Source organism: Streptomyces cavernicola (assembly GCF_029968035.1).
In the GTDB taxonomy this organism is placed as follows: domain Bacteria; phylum Actinomycetota; class Actinomycetes; order Streptomycetales; family Streptomycetaceae; genus Streptomyces; species Streptomyces cavernicola.
Genome location: NZ_JASCIQ010000036.1, coordinates 15,570 through 35,587 on the forward strand (window position 1 = coordinate 15,570; position 20,018 = coordinate 35,587).

Genomic DNA, 20,018 nt, shown 5'->3' on the forward strand with positions numbered 1-20,018 from the left:
GCTGTTCAGCTTCTCGCCGACATCACGCCTCGCGCGTGTCCTGCGGTTCGCTGCGGGCCGCCGGAAGGTGCGGGAGCCGCTCCGCGGAGACGACCCCTTCCAGGTAGCCGCGGGCCCGCTCGGTGCGCGGGTACGCCTCGAGGAGTCGCCAGAAGCGCGGCCCGTGCCCGGGAACGAGGAGATGCGCCAGCTCGTGCAGCAGGACGTAGTCGACGACGTATTCGGGCATGCCCTGCAGCCGGTGGGAGAGGCGGATGCTGCCCTCTGCGGGAGTGCACGATCCCCAGCGGGTGTTCTGGTTGGTGACCCAGCGCACCGTTCTGGGGCGCGCCCTCCCCTGGAAGTACTGCTCGGAGAGGAGTTCGGCGCGCTCGGCCAGCTCCGCGTCACCGAGGAGCCGCTTGCTCTCCTGCGCGGCGAGCTTGTCGAGCATCACGCCGACCCAGCGCTGTTCCTCCGCCTCCGACATCCGCGCGGGGATGAGCACGATCGTGCGGTCGCCCTCGCGATACGCCGAGACCGTTCTGCGGCGTCTCGCGCTCCGCCTCACCTCGACCGCGCTCACTGCTGAGCCGCGTGGCGGCTGGCTGGTCGCGCTGCGCTCAGGGTTCTCGGCGCGCTGCGGTACGTCGGCGGGCACGCCCCGACGTTACCTGCTGGGGCGAGGGGAAGTCCCGGCTCCGGCAGGGTTCCCGGGCGATCGGCACACCCCGGCCAAGATTTGTACGACTAATCCCCCTTGCCTGTGGACAACTCGCGGCACCGAGTCGACGGGACGGGCATGCTGGCAGCGGCTCGGGGGACGAGCGCGGCCCGATCTCGCGTCGGTCGCGCTCGGCCAGGCCGCCGAGCCGTCGAGTCGGTCGCGTCGGCTGCAACGGGAGAGCAGCCGACGCGACCGAACTCTCCTGCAGATTCACGGCATTTCAGGCGGACCAGATCGGGGGGGACGGTCATGCATCCGAGGGTGAAGCCCGCACTGCGGCGCGGCTGGCGGGACTTGACGACGGTGCAGTTCGGCGTGGCCCGCGCCCACGCCGTGGTCCTCGGCCCGATGGACCCTGCGACGGCCGGCCTGCTCGACCTGATCGACGGCACCCGCGGGCCGTCGATGCTGCGTGCGGAGGGAGAGCGCCTGGGCCTACCGCCGGGCCACGTCGACCAGTTGCTCTCCCGGCTCGCCGAAGCGGGTCTCCTGGACGATGCGACGGGAGGAGGCGGGTGCCCGAGCGCCTTGCGCAAACGTCCGGAAGTGCTGGACCGCCTGCGCCCCGACCTCGCCTCGCTCAGCCTGACCGACCGCGAACCGACCGGTGGCATACGGAGGTTGACGGCCCGGCGCGGCATGCGGGTGCAGGTGCGCGGGGCCGGCCGGGTGGGCGCGACGATCGCCGCGGTGCTCTCGGGCGCGGGCCTGGGCCGGGTCGACGTCCTGGACGGCGGCCGGGTGGAACCGTCGGACGTCGCCCCGGGAGGTCTTCCCGCCGAGTCGATCGGGGAGCGCAGGGACGACTCCGCGCGACGACTCGTCCGTCGCTGCGCACCGCAGCGGGCACCGCGCCAGGCCCGGCCGTTCCGCACCGCCCGCTCCTCTCCCCAAGAGCCGCCGACGGCCGCGGGAACGACCGGTCCGGCCGCCTGCACGACGGACGGGACGGAGCCGTACGCGGACCCGGGGCTCTCGCTCGTCGTCCTGGCCCCGCGTGACGGGGTCGCCGCGTATGCCCCCGACCCTCGTCTCGCCGCCCCGTTCATGGAGTCGGGTACGCCGCACCTCTATGCGGGAGTCATCGAGGGCACCGGGGTGGTGGGCCCACTGGTGCTGCCGGGTGCGTCGGCCTGCGCGGGCTGTCTCGACCTCGGCCGTGCGGAGCGGGATCCGGCGTGGCCGCGGATGCTGGCCCAGTGGCGGTCGGGGCGGACGGGGAGGTCTGGGCAGTCGCGTCCGGTGCAGGCCTGCGACCTGGGCCTGGCGACGACGGTCGCGGGGCTGGCCGCCGCCCACGCGCTGACGTTCCTCGACGGCGCGCTGCCCGCAAGTACGGGCACCCGCTGGGAGATTCCGCTCCCCGAGCTCGACTGGCGACCGGAGCCGGTGGGGCCGCATCGGGAGTGCCCCTGCGGCGCTGCCCGGCAACGGAACCCGCTCAGCGAGTGGGAGCGCTTCATGGATGAGAGGGAGGACACCTCCATGGATGGCGAACCGCACGAGACAATGGCCGGGTGAGCGCCGGATGAGGCGCGGCAGTCTGGGTTTTGGAGGGGCGCATGTCTGATCTTCCCCGGAAGGCGGTTACCCGTACCGCCAAGCTGGCCGCGCTGCCCCTCGGCATCGCGGGCCGGGCCACTTGGGGCCTCGGCAAGATGATCGGCGGGAAGTCCGCCGAGATCGTGGGGCGCGAGCTCCAACAGCGCACCGCCGAGCAGCTGTTCAAGGTTCTGGGCGAGCTGAAGGGCGGTGCCATGAAGTTCGGGCAGGCACTGTCCGTCTTCGAGTCCGCACTGCCCGAGGAGGTCGCCGGCCCCTACCGGGCGGCGCTCACCAAGCTGCAGGAGGCAGCGCCGCCGATGCCGACGGCCACGGTGCACGCCGTGCTCGAGGAGCGGCTCGGGGATGACTGGCGCGAGTATTTCCTGGAGTTCGAGGAGAAGCCGGCCGCGGCGGCGTCGATCGGCCAGGTGCACCGCGCGGTGTGGCACGACGGCCGGGAGGTCGCGGTCAAGGTGCAGTACCCCGGGGCGGGCGAGGCGCTGTTGTCCGACCTGACCCAACTGAGCAGGTTCGCCAAGCTCCTTGGCCCGCTCATTCCGGGTATGGACGTCAAGCCCCTGATCACGGAACTACGAGACCGCATCTCGGAGGAATTGGACTACGAGCTGGAGTCCCAGGCCCAGCAGGAGCACGCCCGGGAGTTCGCCGAGGACCCCGATGTGTTCGTCCCCGAGGTGCTGCACCAGAGCGAGAAGGTGCTGGTGACCGAGTGGATCGACGGCATCCCCCTCTCCGAGGTCATAGCCGACGGCACCGAGGAGCAGCGGGATCGGGCAGGCCAACTCCTCGCCCGTTTCCTCTTCTCCGGCCCGGCCCGCACGGGACTTCTGCACGCCGACCCGCACCCCGGCAACTTCCGGCTGCTGCCCGCCGACGAAGGTGACGAGGACGGGGCGTGGAAGCTCGGCGTGCTCGACTTCGGCACGGTCGACCGTCTGCCCGGCGGGCTGCCGTCCACGATCGGGCACTCGCTGCGGATGACGCTCGAGGGCGAGGCCGAGTCGGTCTACGAACTGCTCTGCGGCGAAGGCTTCGTGAAGGAGAACATCGAACTCGACCCCGATGCGGTCCTCGACTACCTGCTGCCGATCATCGAACCGGCCCAGGTCGACGCCTTCACGTTCACCCGCGACTGGATCCGCAGTCAGGCGGCGCGGATAGCCGATCCGCGTTCTCCGGCACACCAGTTGGGCAAGCAGCTGAACCTGCCGCCTTCGTACCTGCTGATCCACCGGGTGACGCTCAGCACCATCGGCGTGCTGTGTCAGCTGGGTGCGACGGTCCGACTGCGGGACGAACTCGAGGCATGGCTCCCCGGATTCCTCGCCGAGGACGAGACGACGGAGGAGCTCGAAGAACACGAGGAGCCCGAGGAGGATGAGGAGCTCGAGACCGCCGAGGGCGATGAGGCAGTCACGGACGAACCGGCGGCCAAGGCCTGAACTTGTGCCTACCTGAGACGGAGACCGAGGAGGCAGTCGCTCACCACCACGAGGAGTCCAAGCGGCCCTCGATGGACCTGATGTTGGCTCGGGCGCAGTCGTCGCAGTAGTAGCGGCGAACGCTGTCCTCCACGGAAAACGTCCAGGTGATGAGCTGTTCGTCCGTCGCGCGGGCACCGCAGCGGGAACACACCACGTTCTCGGCACCCGGCTGCTCATCTGAGTGATGAGGTCGACTGTCCATTTCGTGACGGTACCGCTGTGCCGGAAGCTCCGGGAACACAACGCACCGCGGGGGCCGCTCCGTTGAGAGCGGCCCCCGCGGGGAGCCGGCGTCACCGACCGGTCGGCCGGTGATCACCTTCGTCCTGTCTCGTCAGTGCATGACCGCCATGGCCAGCGCGCGGCGGGCGAGCAGCGAGGCGCGCTCGGCGCGACGCTGCATCCGGCGAGCGCTGATCAGGCGCACGGCCTGGCGCTCGGCGTCGGCCTCGCGCATGCGCTCATGCATATGTGCCCGTGCCAGGGCTTCGGGTTGGAGTTGCATTTCGCGGGTCCTGTTCTGACGCGAGGAGATCGCGCCGGATTCAGTGGTGGTCTCTGGGATCGCGGAGCCGACGGGCTCGCTGGCGAAGGGCTTCATCGGGGCCTGCTTCATGGGGTCGTGCGTCAGGGGGCGGTCGATCGTTCCGGAGGCGTTCATGCGGCGACCGGGTTCTTGCGCGGGCGGCCACGCGGCCGCTTGCGGGCGACGACCACGCCCTGGACGAAGAGCTCGCCGCCCCAGACGCCCCACGGCTCACGCCGCTCCTTGGCGCCGGCGAGGCAGGCCTCCATCAGCGGGCAGGTGCGGCAGAGCGACTTGGCGTACTCGACGTCGGCCGGCGACTCGGCGAAGAAGACCTCCGGGTCGTAGCTACGGCAGGGGACGGGTACGCCGAGGTTCTCGATGGCGTCGTCGAGCGCGGTGAGCGCAGTGAGCGGAGTCAAGGTGTTCTCCTGAAGGCCGGGCGGGGGGAGCGTCTCTGAAGGCGGTACGGACGGGGCGTGCGCTTCGGTCTGCACGGTCGGTGTCTTCCTCGTCTGGTCGTTCCGGCCGGTCGGCCGGGTGGCGGCTTGGTACCAGTGCTGCAAGTCCGTCGGCCCCTTCGCCCCGCTCTCCCCGTTCGGAGAAAACAGAAGGGCCGCGGATCCCTGGTGGGGTTCCGCGGCCCTGAAGGCGCCTGCCTGATCGTCGATCAGGCTGGATCACTCCAGGGTTCGAGCCCGCGGAAGGCCCACATGTGGTGCTGCGTCGTCGTCTGCTTCCGGAGTCCGGCACCGGCTGCCGCAAAGGCATAGGCCTGCGCCTGTGCCGCTGCTACTGCTGCTTCCGGTGCCTTGGTCGGTCGCTCATTGCGCTCGTCCAGGGAAAGGAACGCGTGGGACAGGGAGGCCGGACGCACGGCGGAGATGCCGACGGGCAGACCGGTGCCCTGGTTCGAGAGACCGAGCGGGCAGGTGGCGACGACCGAGCGATCGGTCATTTTGACGACGGTGTTGCTGAAGCTGGCGTTGATGCTGATCACTGGAATCGCCTCCTCTCGGCGTCTCGGGGACTCGGCGCGAACCGGTCCGCTGGCGTACAAGGTTTTAAGTACAGCACGGATCCAGGGCTTCGGAGAAGCCGCTGTTTCCGTGGTTAAGAACCTATGGGGATTGCTGCGGCGTACGCAAACTATTTTTTCGACGAGTTTGTATCAGTCGTCGTCGTCAACTTCTCCAACTCCCACGGGGCGTTCCTCACCTGCGCAGATGGCCAGAACGTCGGCTCCGTAGCGGCCCAGCTTGCGGGCTCCGACGCCGGGGATGCGGGACAGCTCGGCCTCGGACTCGGGGACCTGCTCGGCGATGGCGATCAAGGTCTTGTCCGTGAAGACGCAGTACGCGGGCTGGCCGAGCTCGGCTGCCTCATGGGCACGCCAGCTGTGCAGACGGTCGTAGACCCCCTCGTCCATGTCCGAGGGGCAGTCCTCGCAGCGCATCAGCTTCATCTCGCCCGCGGTGCTGAGCGTGCGGCCGCAGACCCGGCAGAGGACCGGGCCCCGGGGCTTGCGGTTGCGGGCGGGGGCGCGCTCGACACCGGCGGCGACCGAGGACGTACGTGGAGCTGCCGCGGCGGCCGAGCCGGTGCGCAGGCCGTTGAGGAAGCGGCTCGGGCGGCGGGAGGCGCGGCCGCCGGGCGAGCGGGCCAGCGCCCACGACAGCGAGAGGTGCGCGCGGGCGCGGGTGATGCCGACATAGAGCAGGCGGCGCTCCTCCTCGATCTGCTCGTCGGTCTTGGCGTAGGCGATGGGGAGCATGCCCTCGGTGAGGCCGACGAGGAAGACGGCGTCCCATTCGAGGCCCTTCGCGGCGTGCAGGGACGCCAGGGTGACGCCCTCGACGGTGGGGGCGTGCTGGGCGCCGGCGCGCTCGTCCAGCTCGGCGACGAGGTCCGCGAGCGTGGCCTGCGGCCGGGCGCGGGCGAAGTCCTCCGCGAGACGCACCAGGGCGGCCAGGGACTCCCAGCGGTCCCGGACGGCGCCCGATCCGGCCGGGGGCTTGCTCGTCCAGCCCTTCGTGGACAGCACGGCGCGGACCTGGGACGGCACGTCCACCGCATCGTCGAGCAGGGCGTCGTTGGCACCGAAGCGGGCCGCGCCGCGCAGGGCCGCGCCCGCCTCGCGCACCTCGCTGCGCTCGAAGAACCGCTCGGCGCCGCGCAGTTGGTACGGGATGTCGGCGTCGGCCAGGGCCTGTTCGTAGAGCTCGGACTGGCCGTTGGTGCGGAACAGGACCGTGATCTCGCTGGCCGGGACGCCGGAGTCGAGGAGCTTCCGGATGCGGCGGGCGGTGCCTTCGGCCTCCGAGGGCTCGTCGCCGTACTCCGTGTAGCTCGGCTCGGGGCCCGCTTCGCGTTGGGAGACCAGCTCCAGGCGGTGCTCGGCTGCGCGGCCGTGGGCCTGGGCGAGGACACTGTTGGCGAGGTGGACGACCTGGGGCGTCGAGCGGTAGTCGCGGATCAGTTTGACGAGGGTGGCCTGGGGGTGGCGGATCCGGAAGTCCAGCAGGTGGTCGGGGGTGGCGCCGGTGAAGGAGTAGATCGTCTGGCTGGCGTCGCCGACCACACACAGGCTGTCCCGCTCCCCGAGCCACAGCTCCAGGAGACGCTGCTGGAGGGGGCTGACGTCCTGGTACTCGTCGACCACGAAGTGCTGGTACTGGGCTCGGACCTGCTCCGCGATGTCGTACCTGTCCTGGAGGACGGCGACTGTGAGAAGCAGCACGTCCTCGAAGTCGATGACGCCTCGGTCGCGCTTCAGCTCCTCGTACGTCGCGTAGATCTGGGAGATCTCGGCGGGGTCGCGGGGGACGTCGCGGCCGGACTTGACCGCCGCGGCCGGATAGTCGCCGGGGACGGTCTGGGTGACCTTGGACCACTCGATCTCGCCGGTGACGTCCCGCAGTTCGTTGCGGTCGAGGCGGATGCGGCAGCGGGCGGCGGCGTCGGCCACCAGCTGGACCTTGCGCTCCAGAAGGCGGGGCAGCTGGCCACCGACTGCTTTCGGCCAGAAGTACTGCAGCTGTCGCAGGGCCGCGGAGTGGAACGTACGTGCCTGGACGCCGCTGACGCCGAGCTGGCGGAGGCGGCCGCGCATCTCGCCCGCGGCGCGGTTGGTGAACGTGACGGCGAGGACGCTGTCGGCCCGGAGGATGCCGGCCCGCACCCCGTAGGCGATCCGGTGGGTGATCGCTCGGGTCTTGCCCGTGCCCGCTCCGGCCAGCACACACACCGGTCCGTGCAGCGCGGTCGCGACGGCGCGCTGCTCGGGGTCGAGCCCCTCGAGCACGGCGTCCGCGTCCGGCGGCACGGGGGCGTACTGGCTCGCGCCCGGCGGCGGGAAGAGAGTGGAGTGCGTTGCTGGTGTCACCCCGCCAATGCTGCCAGGTTCGCGAAGGCGGGCGAGTCGCTTGTCCACAGGCACGAAGCATTGGTCGTACTAATGCGGGAATGGTGACCGCCTCGCATACGTTCGGTCTGGTGCGACCAAGCAACGGACGAAACATGAGGAGCGCTGGAGACATGCAGGGACCTGTGACGATGTACAGCACCACCTGGTGCGGCTACTGCCGTCGGCTCAAGGGCCAGATGGACCGCGAGGGCATCGCGTACACCGAGATCAACATCGAGCAGGACCCTGAGTCGGCGGCGTTCGTCGAGAAGGCGAACGGCGGAAACCAGACGGTTCCGACCGTGCTCTTCGCGGACGGCTCGACCCTGACCAACCCTTCGCTGGCCCAGGTCAAGCAGAAGGTCGGCGTCTGAGACGCCTGAGACCCGGTAGCCGGCGCTTCGGCCACGCGAAAACCCCCGCCCTGTGGAGCGGGGGTTTTCGCGTACGGGCGTCTTGGGCGGAGGTCAGTGCTCGCCGCCTCCGGCGAAGCCCACCGTGCCGTCCGGCAGAATCGCCTCCACGCGCGCGCCGTGCTCGACGGTGCGGCTGACCGTGCAGTGCTTCTCGTGGGTCAGGCGGACGCCGCGGGCGAAGACCTCGGCGGCGCGGCCGCCGTTGGCGTCGGCGGTGATGTCCAGTTCGTAGCTGACCCGGACCTTGCCGACCCGGCCGTCGTCCTCAGGGGTGGAGACGGATTCCACGACGATGCGCAGATCGTCGTGGTCCACCGCACGCGCGGTGCGGTCGACGACGAGACCGCCGCAGCCGCCGAACGCCGCGAGCAGCAGCTCCACCGGCGTGAACGACGGCTGGCCCGCCTCGTCGTCGGCGGCGGCGATGCGCACCTCGGCGCCCCGATCGTTGCGCGCGGTCCACTGGCGGTAGCCGGTGCGGACGGTCTCGATGCGGTAGTCGGCCATGGTCGGCGCCCCTCTCTCTGCGGCTCGGTCAGGGTACGGGCCGGGGCAGCGGCCTGCCGTACCAGAGCTCGATGAGGCGGGCGGCGATCGAGATGCCGTACGGCGCCAGGACCTCGCCCGACGCGAAGGCCGCGGTCAGCTCGTCCCGGGAGAACCAGCGGGCCTCCTCGATCTCCTCACCGTCCACCTCGATCTCCGAGGACGTGGCACGCGCGACGAAGCCCAGCATCAGGCTGGACGGGAACGGCCAGGGCTGGCTCGCCACGTACTCGACGTCGCCGACGGTGACGCCGGCCTCCTCGAAGACCTCGCGGCGCACCGACTGCTCGATGGACTCCCCCGGCTCCACGAAGCCCGCGAGCGTCGAGAAGCGGCCCTCGGGCCAGTGCACCTGGCGGCCGAGCAGGATGCGGTCGTCCTTGTCCGTGACGGCCATGATCACTGCCGGGTCGGTGCGCGGGTAGTGCTCGGCGCCGCAGGCCGGGCAGCGGCGGATGTGGCCGGCCGCGGCGATGACGGTGCGCTCCCCGCAGCGCGAGCAGAAGCGGTGCAGGCGCTGCCAGTTCTCCAGGGCGACCGCGTGCACCATGAGGCCCGCGTCCCGCGGGGACAGCAGCAGCCCGGCCTCACGCAGGCCCGCGGGCCGCGCGGACTGGTCCATGCGGCCGGGCAGGGAGTCCTTCTGCAGCGCGAAGTAGCTCACACCCTCGTCGTCGGTGCCCAGGAAGTAGCGGTGGGTCTCGGTGACGGGCGCCTCGAAGGCAGGCGTCGTGACGAGCTCCGTGCGGCCGTCGGGGGTGTCGTCGATCAGAACCTGGCCACCGGAGACGACGAAGACGCGGGTCGTCGGGTGGCTCCAGGCGGCGGCCAGCCACGCCTCGTCGAGGCGGTGGTGGGCGGCGCGGTCGATGCCGCTGGGCGCGGTCAGCGACAGGGGCCGGTCAGCGGTGCGGTCGGTCCAGGTGGTCACAGGTGCTTCCAACTCCCCCGGTGGAACGGGCTGTTCGGCAGGACGGGTACGGCGGGGACGGCAGGCCCTAGTTTCGCGGGCGGCGGGGTCAGCTCGAGGCGGGCCCCTCGGGGGTCGCGGGCCAGGTGGCGGCGAGGTCGCCCCACAGATAGGCGGTGGTTTCGACGCCCTTGAGGAGCAGGTCCAGCTCGACCTTCTCGTTGGGGGCGTGCCAGCCGTCGGACGGCACGGAGATGCCGAGGAACAGCACCGGGGCGTCGAGGACGTCCTGCAGATCGGCGGCGGGGCCCGATCCGCCCTCGCGCGTGAAGCGGATCGGCTGCTCGAAGGCGCGCCCCATGGCCCTGGATACGGACTGCAGAGCGGGGTGGTCGAGCGGCGTCAGGCACGGGCGCGTGGCGCCGAGGAACGTGATGCTGTGCCGGATTCCGGCGGGGATCTGCCGGGCGACCCAGTCGCGTACAGCCTGTTCGACCTTGGCCGGCTGCTGGCCCGAGACCAGCCGGAACGAGAGCTTCAGGAACGCCGAGTTCGGGATGATCGTCTTGCCGCCCGCGCCCTGATAGCCACCGCCCATGCCGTTGACCTCGGCGGTGGGGCGGGCCCAGATGCGCTCCAGGGTGGAGTAGCCGTCCTCGCCCTGCGCGGCGTGCGACTTGGCCGTACGCAGCCACTCCTGCTCGTCGAAGGGCAGCTCGGCGAAGAGCTCGCGCTCGCGGTCGGTGAGCGGCACGATCCCGTCGTAGAAGCCGGGGATCGCCACGCGCGCGTGCTCGTCGTGGAGGGCCGCGGCCAGGCGCGCGGCGGCCGTCGCCGGGTTCGGCACGGCGCCGCCGAAGGACCCGGAGTGGATGTCCTGGTCCGGGCCGGTGAAGTCGATCTCACACTCGACGAGACCGCGCATTCCGGTGCACACCGTGGGCGTCGTCTCGGACCACATGCCGGTGTCGGAGACGATCACCGCGTCGGCGGCGAGGCGCTCGGCGCGCTCCTCGACCAGGGCGCGGAAGTGCGGCGAGCCGGACTCCTCCTCGCCCTCGATCAGCAGCTTCAGGTGCACGGCGGGGGTGCTGCGTCCGGTGGCGGCGAGGTGGGCGCGTACGCCCAGGGTGTGGAAGAAGACCTGGCCCTTGTCGTCGGCGGCACCGCGCGCGTGCAGCCGGTTTCCGTCGATGACCGGCTCGAAGGGCTCGGTGTGCCAGCCGTCCTCGCGGGCGGCGGGCTGGACGTCGTGGTGGCCGTAGACGAGGACCGTCGGGGCGTCCGGCTCGGCGGCCGGCCACTCGGCGAAGACCGCGGGGGCGCCGGCGGTCTCCCATACCTCGGTGGTCGGGAAACCGGTCTGCTTGAGCTTGTCGGCCAGCCAGTGCGCACTGCGGCGTACGTCGTCGGCGTGCTCGGGCTGGGCCGAGACGGACGGGATGCGCAGCCACTCCGCGAGGTCGTCGAGGAAGGCGGCGCGGTGCTCTTCGATGTACGCGCGGACGGCGCTGTCCGGGGTGTCGCTCATGCTCTTGAGCCTAGCCGGACGCCGAGGGCGCCCGGTCGGCGTCCCCCCTCGGTCCTCGCCTCGGCCGACCGCGGCCGTCCATCTCGCGCGCGTGGTGCGGGTTTTCGGCGCTCTGCGCGGTGGCCTCGCCCGCGCCTTGCGCTGCGTCCGGTCCGCCGAGGAGGCGTTCGAGCTCGGCGCGGCCGGGCAGCCGCTCCGGGTATGTGGTCTTGCCCGTGCGGACGAAGACGAACGCGGCCTTCACCGCCTCCACCGGCAGGCCGTGCTGCTCGGCCCAGGCGAGCCGGTAGATGGCCAGCTGCAGCGGGTCGGCTGCGCCGCCGTGGCCGGTCTTCCAGTCGACGATCTCGTACGCGGTGGCGGCGCCGTCGCCGGGGCCCGAGCCGTCCGCGCGGTACACGGCGTCGATCCGGCCCCTGATCACCCGCCCGGCGATGGCCAGCTGGAAGGGCGCCTCCACGCAGTACGGCGTGCGGTAGGCGTACGGGGTGTGCTCGAAGGCCTCCTTGAGGGTCTCCAGGTCGCGCTCGTCGGCGATCTCGGCGTCGGCGCCCGGCAGCTCGTCGGGGTCGAGCATGGGCAGTTCGAGGGCCTCGAAGCGGGACTCGATCCAGGCGTGGAACCGGGTGCCCCTACGGGCCGCGGGCTGCGGCGGGCGGGGCATCGGGCGGGCCAGCTCCTGCGCGAAACCGTCCGGGTCGGCGGCCATCCGCATCACCTCGGACGCGGTGAGCGAGAGCGGCACGGGCACGTCCCGCACGGCTGCACGCGCGCGTTGCAGCTCCGCCGTCAGGGACTCCAGATCCTTGTCCCAGGAGGCGACGGTGCGGTGCTCCTCGGGCGTGAGCCGAGGAGCGGGCGCCCGGCGTCGGCGACCTGGGCGCGCGTGCGGGGCGTTCTGAGCGGGCTGAGCGGGCCCTTCGGGCAGCGCGGGTTCCGGGTGCTGGTGGGGGATCTCCGGGCGGGTGCGCGTCCAGGTGTCCCAGGCGTCCGGCGCGGTCGACTCCGCCTCGGGGTGGACCGACTCCGGCACCTCCAGGGGGAGTTCCTCGTACGGGTCCCCCGGGCCGTCGTCGTACGGATCCCCGGAGCCGTCCGCGTACGGGTCGCCGTACGGGTCGTCCTCGTCCGGCGGCGGGGGCCACTCCGGGTCGTAGGCGTCCTCGTAGGCGTCGGCATCTGGGGCGGGGTCGGCCGGCTGTGCCGTCAGGGAGTCCAGGTGGGCCAGGACGGTCTCGGCGGCCGCGCGGCGGCGGGCCGTCGCGGCGGCGTCCAGGGGCAGCGGCCAGGCGACGTCGGCCGTCTCCTCGCGCAGGGCGGGGTTCTCCTCCTCGGGCTCGGGCTCGTCCGCCCAGGCCTCGATCTCGCCGTTGCCCGCGGCGCAGTGGTCGTGCAGGGCGAGGAGGAAGTCGGAGGGGCCGCGCGGCCGCTTCTGGGCGGGGCCCCACCAGTGGCCGGAACCGAGCAGGAGGGTGCGGGGGCGGGTGAACGTCACGTACCCGAGGCGGAGTTCCTCGGTCCGCTGGTGTTCCTTCATCTCCTCGTGGAAGGCCTTGAGACCCTTGCTGTCCCAGGCCTCGACGTCGGGCAGCGTCGCCGCGTCACCGCGCAGCTCGTGCGGCAGCACCTTGGAGCGGGCGGTCCACTTCTCCCGGCCCTGGGCGGACGGGAACGTTCCGGTGACGAGTCCCGGCACCGCGACGACGTCCCACTCCAGGCCCTTCGACTTGTGCGCGGTGAGCACCTTGACGGTGTTCTCGCCGCCGGGCAGCGCGTTGTCCAGGCCCTTCTCGTACTGCTCGGCCGTGCGCAGGAAGCCGAGGAAGGCGAGCAGGGAAGCGGACGGGTCGTTCGCCGCGAAGGAGGCGGCGACGTCGAGGAAGTTGGCGAGGGTCTCGCGGCGGCGGGCGGCGAGGGCGTGCGGGGAGGCGGACAACTCGACGTCGAGCCCGGTGGTGGCGAGGACGCGGTGCAGTACGTCCATGAGCGGGTCGGCGAGGGAGCGGCGCAGGTCGCGCAGCTCGGCGGCGAGGCGGGCGAAGCGCACGCGCGCGTCGGCGGAGAACGGCAGCCGGTCCTGCGGGCCGTCCGCTTCGAGGAACGTGTCGAGCGCGTCCGCGAGGGAGATCACCTCGGCCGGGTCGACGCCTTCGACGGCCTCCGCGAGGCGCCGGTCGGGGTCGGCGGAATCGTCCTCCACGCGCGCGTGCTGCACGAGGAGGCGGGCTCTGCGGCCGAGCAGCGCCAGGTCCCGGGGGCCGATGCGCCAGCGCGGGCCGGTGAGCAGGCGCACGAGCGCGGCGTTGGCACCCGGGTCCTGCAGCACCTCGCAGACGGCGACGAGATCAGCCACCTCGGGCAGGTGCAGGAGGCCGGAGAGGCCGACGACCTCGACGGGGATGTCACGGGCCACGAGCGCGCCCTGGATCTGCGCGAAGTCGTTCGCTGTACGGCAGAGCACCGCGATGTCGCCGGGCTCCTTGTCGGTGGCCACAAGGTGCGCGATGGAGTCGGCGAGCCACTCGATCTCCTCGGCGTGGGTGCGAAGGAGCGCGCAGCGCACCGAGCCCGCGCCCACGGCGTCCGGCGCCGGGCGGAGCGCCTCCACGCCCGCGTGCAGGGCGCGCAGCGGGGCCGCCATGCCGTTGGCGAGGTCGAGGAGACGGCCGCCGCTGCGGCGGTTCTCGCTCAGGGAGTAGCGCGTGGCGGGGCGGCCGTCGGCGTGCGCGAAGTGCTCGGGGAAGTCGTCGAGGTTGGCGACGGAGGCGCCGCGCCAGCCGTAGATCGCCTGGCAGGGGTCGCCGACGGCCGTCACCGCGTGCCCCGTGCCGGCGCCGAACAGGCCGGAGAGCAGGATGCGTTGGGCCACGGACGTGTCCTGGTACTCGTCGAGCAGGACGACGCGGAACTCGTCGCGCAGGATGCGGCCGACCTCGGGGCGGGTGTCCGCGAGGGTGGCGGACAGGGCGATCTGGTCGCCGAAGTCCAGGAGGTCCCCGGAGCGCTTCGCCGCGCGGTACCGCTCGACGAGCTCGGTGAGCTCCTGGCGCGCGGTGGCGGTCTCGGGGACCTTGCGCAGGTCGGCGTTGGAGAGCTTCACGCCGTCGAGCGCGCGCAGCAGCTCGGTGTCGTACGACCGCAGCCGGGACGGTCGTACGAGGTGCTCGGCGAGCTCGGCGTCGAGGGCGAGGAGGTCGCTGACGAGGTCGGGGAAGGACCGGGTGAGTGCCGGATAGGGGCCGGGGGCGTCGCGCAGCACGCGCGCGGCGAGCTGGAAGCGGGTGGCGTCGGCGAGCAGCCGCACGCTGGGCTCCAGGCCGATACGCAGGCCGTGGTCGGTGAGCAGCCGCCCGGCGAACGCGTGGTACGTGGAGATCACCGGCTCGCCCGGTGGGTCGTCAGGGTCGATCGTGTCCGGGTCGGTCACTCCGGCCTTGATGAGCGCGGTGCGCACGCGCTCGGCGAGCTCGCCCGCCGCTTTGTTCGTGAACGTGAGGCCGAGGACCTGCTCGGGGGCGACCTGGCCGGTGCCGACCAGCCAGACCACGCGGGCCGCCATCACCGTCGTCTTGCCGGAGCCGGCTCCGGCAACGATCACCTGCGGGGCGGGCGGCGCCACGATGCAGGCCGTCTGCTCCGGAGTGAAGGGGATGCCGAGGAGCTCCTTGAGCTGCTCGGGATCGGTGATACGCGAGGACACCCCAGGAAGGCTAACGGCGGCCACTGACAACCCGGGCATCCCGGGAGTCGGCGGCCGCCGTCGGAGTGCGCGCCGAGAGGGCGCGCCAAGGGGTCAGGAACCGGCGATGAGGTCCTGCATGTCGGCGATCTCGGACGCCGGCGGGGCCTCGACCTCGATCTTCTCGTTGTAGCCGCTGAAGTTCATGGTGTTGGGCTCGTCACCGCCCTTCGTGACGGCGCGCAGGAAGAACGGCTCGCCCTCGGCCGCGACGTAGAAGGTGACGGTCTCGCCGCCGGACTTCTTCTTGGTGAGGGTGACCGCCTTCGTGCCGTCGACCTCGGAGTCCTCGCCGCGCTTGACGCCGTCGAGGTCGCCCTCCTTGAAGAGGGACTTGAGGTCGCACATGTCGTCGCTCTGGCCGGAGGGCACCTTCACCCAGCGGTCGCCGACCTTCTGGGCGGTGGCCTCGTCGCCGAGGGTGCCCTTCCAGTAGGCGGCGTCGCCCTTCATGTAGCTGGTCTTGTCGACGACGCGGATGTCGACCCGGCCCATGTCGGCGGACTTCATCTCGCCGTTGCACGAGCCGCCCTTGGCGATCTCGAACTCGATCGAGGTGGGCTTGCCGCTCTGCTTGCCCTCGGCCGAGAGTTTCACGGAGTCGACGGCGCTGGTCGCCTTGGACGCCTTGTCGGCGATCTTGTCGGCGCTCATGCCCTCGTAGGGGTCCTTGTCGCCGAAGCAGCCGGTGACGCCGACGAGTGCGGCCGCGCAGGCCACTGCCGTCGCCAGGACCTTCCGATTGGCTGCCATGTGTATGTCCCCTCCTGGGTACCGATGTCGCGTTACGGTTTACGTGGACTTTACGTCGGCGATGAGTGGCGCCCTGTCACTCCCAGCGTGGGATGGATCACGCCCGGCGACGTCCGCGACCCGCCCGAGCGGTGGCGAAAACCCTCACTCCACCACGTGCCGCCCCTCGGCCCGCGCGCTGCACGAGGCCCGGAACGAGCAGTGCGTGCAGTGCTGGCCGGTGCTCGGTGAGAACCGCTCGTCGAGGACCTTGCCGGCCGCGGTGGCCAGCAGGTCGCCCACCCACTGGCCGGTCAGACCGTCCTGGGTCTGCACCTTGGGGAGGGCGTCGCCGCCGTCCTTCTTGGCGGCGGGCTGGCGCAGCTGCACCAGTTCCGCGCCGCCCGGCTCGGGCCTGTGCCCGTCGAAGACGTCGTCGACGGCGCCTTCGCGCACCGCCAGCTGGTAGACGGCGAGTTGGGGATGGCGGTCCACCTCGGCCGCCGTCGGCGCCTGTTTTCCCGTCTTGAAATCGACCACATAGGCGCGTCCGTCGGCGTCCGCCTCCACCCGGTCCATGGAGCCGCGGATCCGCACCTCGTAGGAGCCCGCTTCCAGCGTCACGTCGAAATCGTGCTCAGTGGCGACCGGTGTACGGCCGGGGCGCGTGCCGTTGGTGTCGACGTGCCAGCGCAGGAAGCGTTCGAGCGCCACGCGCGCGTGCTCCTTCTCCTGGGCCGACTTCCAGGGGGCGTCGAAGGCGAGGGCGTCCCACACCGAGTCGAGCCGCTCCATCAGCACCGAGAGGTCGGCCGGTGTGCGCCCGGAGGCGACCTCGTCGGCCAGTACGTGCACGACGTTGCCGAAGCCCTGCGCGGCCGTCGAGGGGGCGTCGGCCTTCACCTCGCGGCCCAGGAACCACTGCAGGGAGCAGGTGTTGGCGAGCTGGTCGAGGGCGCTGCCGGAGAGGGTCACCGGCTGGTCGCGGTCGCGCAGCGGCACCGCGCTGTGCGTGGGGTCGTACATGCCCCACCAGCGGGACGGGTGCGCGGTCGGCACGAGCGCCCTGCCGTCCTCGTCGCGCAGCGCGGCGAGCCGGGCCAGGCGTTCGGCGGCGGCCTCGCGCAGGGTGTCCGAGACGCGCGGGTCGACGGTCGTGGCGCGCAGTTCGGCGACGAGCGCGGCGACGGACAGCGGTCGGCGCGGGCGGCCCGTGACGTTCTGCGGCTCGACGCCGAGCTCGGTCAGGAAGCGGGAGGGCTGGTCGCCGTCGTCCGCCGCCGACTTCACCGCGGTGACGACGAGCCGCTCGCACGCGCGCGTGGCGGCGACGTAGTACAGGCGGCGCTCCTCCGCCAACAGGGCGCCGGGCGTGAGCGGTTCGGCGAGACCGTCGCGGCCGATGCGGTCCGCCTCCAGGAGGGAGCCGCGGCGGCGCAGATCGGGCCACAGCCCCTCCTGCACGCCCGCTACGACCACGAGGCGCCACTGCAGCCCCTTGGAGCGGTGCGCGGTCATCAGGCGTACGGCGTCGGGGCGCACCGCCCGCCTGGCGAGGGTGTCGGCGGCGATGTCCTGCGCCTCGACCTCGCCGAGGAAGTTCAGCGCGCCGCGTCCGCCGCTGCGCTCCTCGGCGCGGGCCGCGGTCGCGAACAGGGCGCAGACGGCGTCCAGATCGCGGTCGGCGTTGCGGCCCGCCGCGCCACCGCGCCGCGCGGTGCGCTCCAGGCGGGTCGGCCAGGGCGTGCCGTTCCACAGCTCCCAGAGGGCCTCCTCCGCGGTGCCGCCGCCGGTGAGCAGCAGCCGGGTGCGCCGCAGCAGCTCGCCGAGGCGGCGGGCCCCGCTCGCGTACGCCGGGTCGTGCGCGACGAGCCGCTCCGGCTCGGCCAGGGCGCGGGCGAGGAGGAGGTCCGACGGGGGCGGTACGCGATTTCCGGCGGCCCGCTCCTCGTCCCGCAGCGCCCGGCCGAGGCGCCGCAGATCGGCGGCGTCGGTGCTGCCGAGGGGCGAGGAGAGCAGGGCGAGGGCGCGCTCGGTGCTGAGCCAGGGGGCGGTGCGGGTTTCCGGCCGCCCCTCTGTGGCGCTGGTTTCCGGCCGCCCCTCTGTGGCGCTGGTTTCCGGCCGCCCCTCTGTGGCGCTGGTTTCCGGCTCCCCCTCTGTGGCGCTGGTTTCCGGCTCCCCCTCTGTAGTGCCGATTTCCGGCTCAACATCAGTGCTGGTTTCCGGCTCCGCACCAGTGCCGGTTTCCGGGGCAACACCAGTGCCGGTTTTCGGGTCAACGCCAGTGCCGGCCTCCGGCTCAACACCAGTGCCGGTTTCCAGCTCAGCGTCCAGCGTCTCCGTGGCCGCCTCCGCCGCAGCCCGCAGGGCCTCCAGGAGGGGGGCCACCGCGGGCTCCTCGCGCAGCGCCACGTCGTTGCCGTCGACCTCCACCGGGACGCCCGCCGACGTGAGGGCGCGGCGGACCGCGGGGATGCGGATTCCGGCGCGTACGAGCACCGCCATGTCGGACCAGGCGACGCCGTCCTCCAGGTTGGCCCGGCGCAGGATGTCGGCGACGTTCTCCAGCTCCGCGCCGGGCGTCGGGTACGTGAACGCCTCCACGCGGCCGCCCTCGTCCACGGAGCGCAGCGCGCGGTGGCGGCGTGCCTGCTCGGCGGGCAGGCGCGGCAGCGGCATCCGCTGGGTGATCCGGCGCGTGGCGTCCAGGAGGGCGGCGCCGGAGCGGCGCGACGTCGTGAGCACCTCGACGGGCGCCGGGCCTCCGTCGGCCCGCCGGAAGGCGTCGGGGAAGTCGAGGATGCCGTTCACGTCGGCGCCGCGGAACGCGTAGATCGACTGGTCCGGGTCGCCGAACGCGACCAGGGTGCGGCCCTTGCCGGCCAGCGCCTGGAGGAGCCGTACCTGCGCGGGGTCGGTGTCCTGGAACTCGTCCACGAACACCGCGTCGTAGCGCGCGGCCAGCTGGTCGGCGACGTCGTCCTGGCGGGCGAGCAGCACCGCGCGGTGCACGAGTTCGGCGTAGTCGAGGACGCCCTGCGCGTCCAGGACGTCCAGGTACTCGGCGAGGAACGCGGCCGCGGCGCCCCAGTCGGGCCGGCCGGTGCGGCGGGCGAAGTCGCCGAGGGCGGACGGGCCGAGGCCGAGCTCGCGGCTGCGCGCGAGGACCGCGCGCACCTCGTCGGCGAAGCCGCGCGTCGTCAGGCAGGCGCGCAGTTCGTCGGGCCACCGCACGCGCGCGCGGCCGCTGTTCTCGAGGTCGATCTCGCCCTCGAGGAGCTCGCGTACGACGACGTCCTGCTCGGGGCCGGAGAGGAGCCGCAGCGGCTCGACGAACAGCTCGGCGTCCTGGTGGGCGCGGACCAGGGCGTAGCAGAACGAGTGGAACGTGGTGGCGCGCGGCGCGGAGACACCACCGATGCGCAGCGCCATCCGGTCGCGCAGCTCCACCGCCGCCTTGCGGCTGAAGGTGAGCACCAGGATGCGCTCGGGATCGGTGCCCTTGTCGATCCGGGCCGCGACCGCCTCCACAAGAGTGGTGGATTTTCCGGTGCCCGGACCGGCGAGCACGAGCAGCGGACCGCCCGCGTGGTCAACCACCGCGCGCTGCGCTGCGTCAAGACCAGGGGGATCCACTCGGGCCGGCGGAGTACGCACCAGTCGGTACGCACGGGTGCCCCCCTGGCGCACGGATGCGTCGGGAGCGCGCCGGTCGGAAGTAGAGGAGCTCACGTGGATCGCCGGTCCTGGTGGGTGTGCTGGGTGGAGAGGGGGCCGTGGGCCCCGGTGGTCGTGCTGCCGCCGTGCCGCGCGAGCGGCGGCGGCGACGGTTTCGGCTGCCGCCGCAGGACTGCCGTGACCGCCGCGCTCGGCATGACCGCCGCGCTCGACGCTACGCCAGTCGCCGCCCCGGACGCGCCGCTTCCCCGGCTTCGTCCTCGTCACATCCGCCACACGCAGGGCACGCAGCGCGTACGGGGCGCACAGCGCGTACGGCCGCGTCGCCCGTACGGTCCACCGGGCGCCCGCGTCTGCCGGGCATGCCGGAAGCTGTCCCTTGTGAGACCGCGCTCAGCCGTGCCTGCCGCGAGACCGCGCTCAGCCGTCTCCGCCGTCCCAGCGCGCCCGCCGCATGTCGAGGCGCTGCTCACCGGCGCCCGTCGTGCGCAGCGGGGTGGACTCGACGCGGTACCGCTCCAGGGCGCGGCGCTCGTGACCCGGCAGCAGACGGCCGTCGGCGCGCACCACGCGCCACCAGGGCACCGCCCCGCCGTACAGCGCCATCACGCGGCCCACCTGGCGCGGGCCACCCTCACCGAGCCACTCCGCGACGTCCCCGTACGTCATGACGCGGCCGGGCGGGATGTGCTCCGCGACCTGGAGCACCCGCTCCGCGTAGTCCGGAAGCTCCGGCAGGCTCTGCTCGCTCATCCGGCCCATCCTGCCGCACCCCACC

The 20,018-nt window shown here is 72.4% G+C and carries 16 protein-coding genes; 3 read left to right on the forward strand and 13 right to left on the reverse strand.

Translation table 11 applies throughout. From position 1 onward, the window contains the following. Window positions 1–22: 22 nt before the first annotated feature. Window positions 23–640 carry a M48 metallopeptidase family protein gene (locus QIS96_RS28415; RefSeq protein WP_282545636.1) on the reverse strand — a complete coding sequence of 206 codons (618 nt, stop codon included), beginning with the start codon at window positions 638–640 and terminating at the stop codon, window positions 23–25. A 315-nt stretch (window positions 641–955) separates the two neighbouring features. Between QIS96_RS28415 and QIS96_RS28420 the strand changes: the two genes are divergently transcribed. After that, complete coding sequence (locus QIS96_RS28420) at window positions 956–2,227, forward strand: ThiF family adenylyltransferase (RefSeq protein WP_282545637.1); 1,272 nt, start codon at window positions 956–958, stop codon at window positions 2,225–2,227. 41 nt (window positions 2,228–2,268) lie between these two features. Then, on the forward strand, window positions 2,269–3,714 hold the full coding sequence (locus tag QIS96_RS28425; protein ID WP_282545638.1) for an ABC1 kinase family protein: 1,446 nt from the start codon (window positions 2,269–2,271) through the stop codon (window positions 3,712–3,714). Between the two features lie 40 nt (window positions 3,715–3,754). Here the strand turns inward: QIS96_RS28425 and QIS96_RS28430 are convergent, their stop codons facing one another. The 5 genes from QIS96_RS28430 to QIS96_RS28450 form a co-directional block, all read right to left on the reverse strand. Then, window positions 3,755–3,958 carry a hypothetical protein gene (locus QIS96_RS28430; RefSeq protein ID WP_282545639.1) on the reverse strand — a complete coding sequence of 68 codons (204 nt, stop codon included), beginning with the start codon at window positions 3,956–3,958 and terminating at the stop codon, window positions 3,755–3,757. 132 nt (window positions 3,959–4,090) lie between these two features. Next, window positions 4,091–4,417, reverse strand: a complete 327-nt coding sequence (locus QIS96_RS28435) for a hypothetical protein (protein WP_282545640.1) — start codon at window positions 4,415–4,417, stop codon at window positions 4,091–4,093. Beyond that, a complete protein-coding gene (locus QIS96_RS28440) occupies window positions 4,414–4,779 on the reverse strand; it encodes a WhiB family transcriptional regulator (RefSeq protein ID WP_282545641.1) in 366 nt (121 codons plus the stop codon). Before QIS96_RS28440 ends, QIS96_RS28435 begins: the two co-directional genes overlap by 4 nt. A 173-nt stretch (window positions 4,780–4,952) precedes the next feature. After that, window positions 4,953–5,282: a hypothetical protein gene (locus tag QIS96_RS28445; protein ID WP_282545642.1), complete on the reverse strand. Its 330-nt coding sequence runs from the start codon at window positions 5,280–5,282 to the stop codon at window positions 4,953–4,955. A 171-nt stretch (window positions 5,283–5,453) separates the two neighbouring features. Next, window positions 5,454–7,667 (reverse strand): ATP-dependent DNA helicase UvrD2, encoded by a 2,214-nt coding sequence (locus tag QIS96_RS28450; protein ID WP_282545643.1) that lies wholly within the window; start codon window positions 7,665–7,667, stop codon window positions 5,454–5,456. Window positions 7,668–7,819: 152 nt separating this feature from the next. Between QIS96_RS28450 and QIS96_RS28455 the strand changes: the two genes are divergently transcribed. After that, entirely contained in the window at window positions 7,820–8,062 is a 243-nt protein-coding gene (locus tag QIS96_RS28455; RefSeq protein ID WP_282545644.1) for a mycoredoxin, read from the forward strand. 93 nt (window positions 8,063–8,155) lie between these two features. Here the strand turns inward: QIS96_RS28455 and QIS96_RS28460 are convergent, their stop codons facing one another. The 7 genes from QIS96_RS28460 to QIS96_RS28490 all read right to left on the reverse strand — a co-directional run bounded on the left by QIS96_RS28460 (window position 8,156) and on the right by QIS96_RS28490 (window position 19,993). Further along, window positions 8,156–8,611, reverse strand: a complete 456-nt coding sequence (locus QIS96_RS28460; RefSeq protein WP_282545645.1) for an OsmC family protein — start codon at window positions 8,609–8,611, stop codon at window positions 8,156–8,158. Window positions 8,612–8,639: 28 nt separating this feature from the next. Next, the gene (nudC, locus tag QIS96_RS28465) at window positions 8,640–9,581 is read right to left on the reverse strand and encodes an NAD(+) diphosphatase (protein ID WP_282545646.1); all 942 of its coding nucleotides are present in this window, start codon (window positions 9,579–9,581) and stop codon (window positions 8,640–8,642) included. A gap of 88 nt (window positions 9,582–9,669) precedes the next feature. Continuing rightward, entirely contained in the window at window positions 9,670–11,091 is a 1,422-nt protein-coding gene (locus QIS96_RS28470) for a dipeptidase (RefSeq protein WP_282545647.1), read from the reverse strand. Between the two features lie 10 nt (window positions 11,092–11,101). Continuing rightward, complete coding sequence (locus QIS96_RS28475; protein ID WP_282545648.1) at window positions 11,102–14,791, reverse strand: ATP-dependent DNA helicase; 3,690 nt, start codon at window positions 14,789–14,791, stop codon at window positions 11,102–11,104. A 93-nt stretch (window positions 14,792–14,884) separates the two neighbouring features. Then, window positions 14,885–15,583: a hypothetical protein gene (locus QIS96_RS28480; RefSeq protein WP_282545649.1), complete on the reverse strand. Its 699-nt coding sequence runs from the start codon at window positions 15,581–15,583 to the stop codon at window positions 14,885–14,887. Between the two features lie 144 nt (window positions 15,584–15,727). Continuing rightward, on the reverse strand, window positions 15,728–19,294 hold the full coding sequence (locus QIS96_RS28485) for an ATP-dependent helicase (protein ID WP_408907270.1): 3,567 nt from the start codon (window positions 19,292–19,294) through the stop codon (window positions 15,728–15,730). Between the two features lie 366 nt (window positions 19,295–19,660). Further along, window positions 19,661–19,993, reverse strand: a complete 333-nt coding sequence (locus QIS96_RS28490; protein WP_282545650.1) for an MGMT family protein — start codon at window positions 19,991–19,993, stop codon at window positions 19,661–19,663. Window positions 19,994–20,018 lie beyond the last annotated feature (25 nt).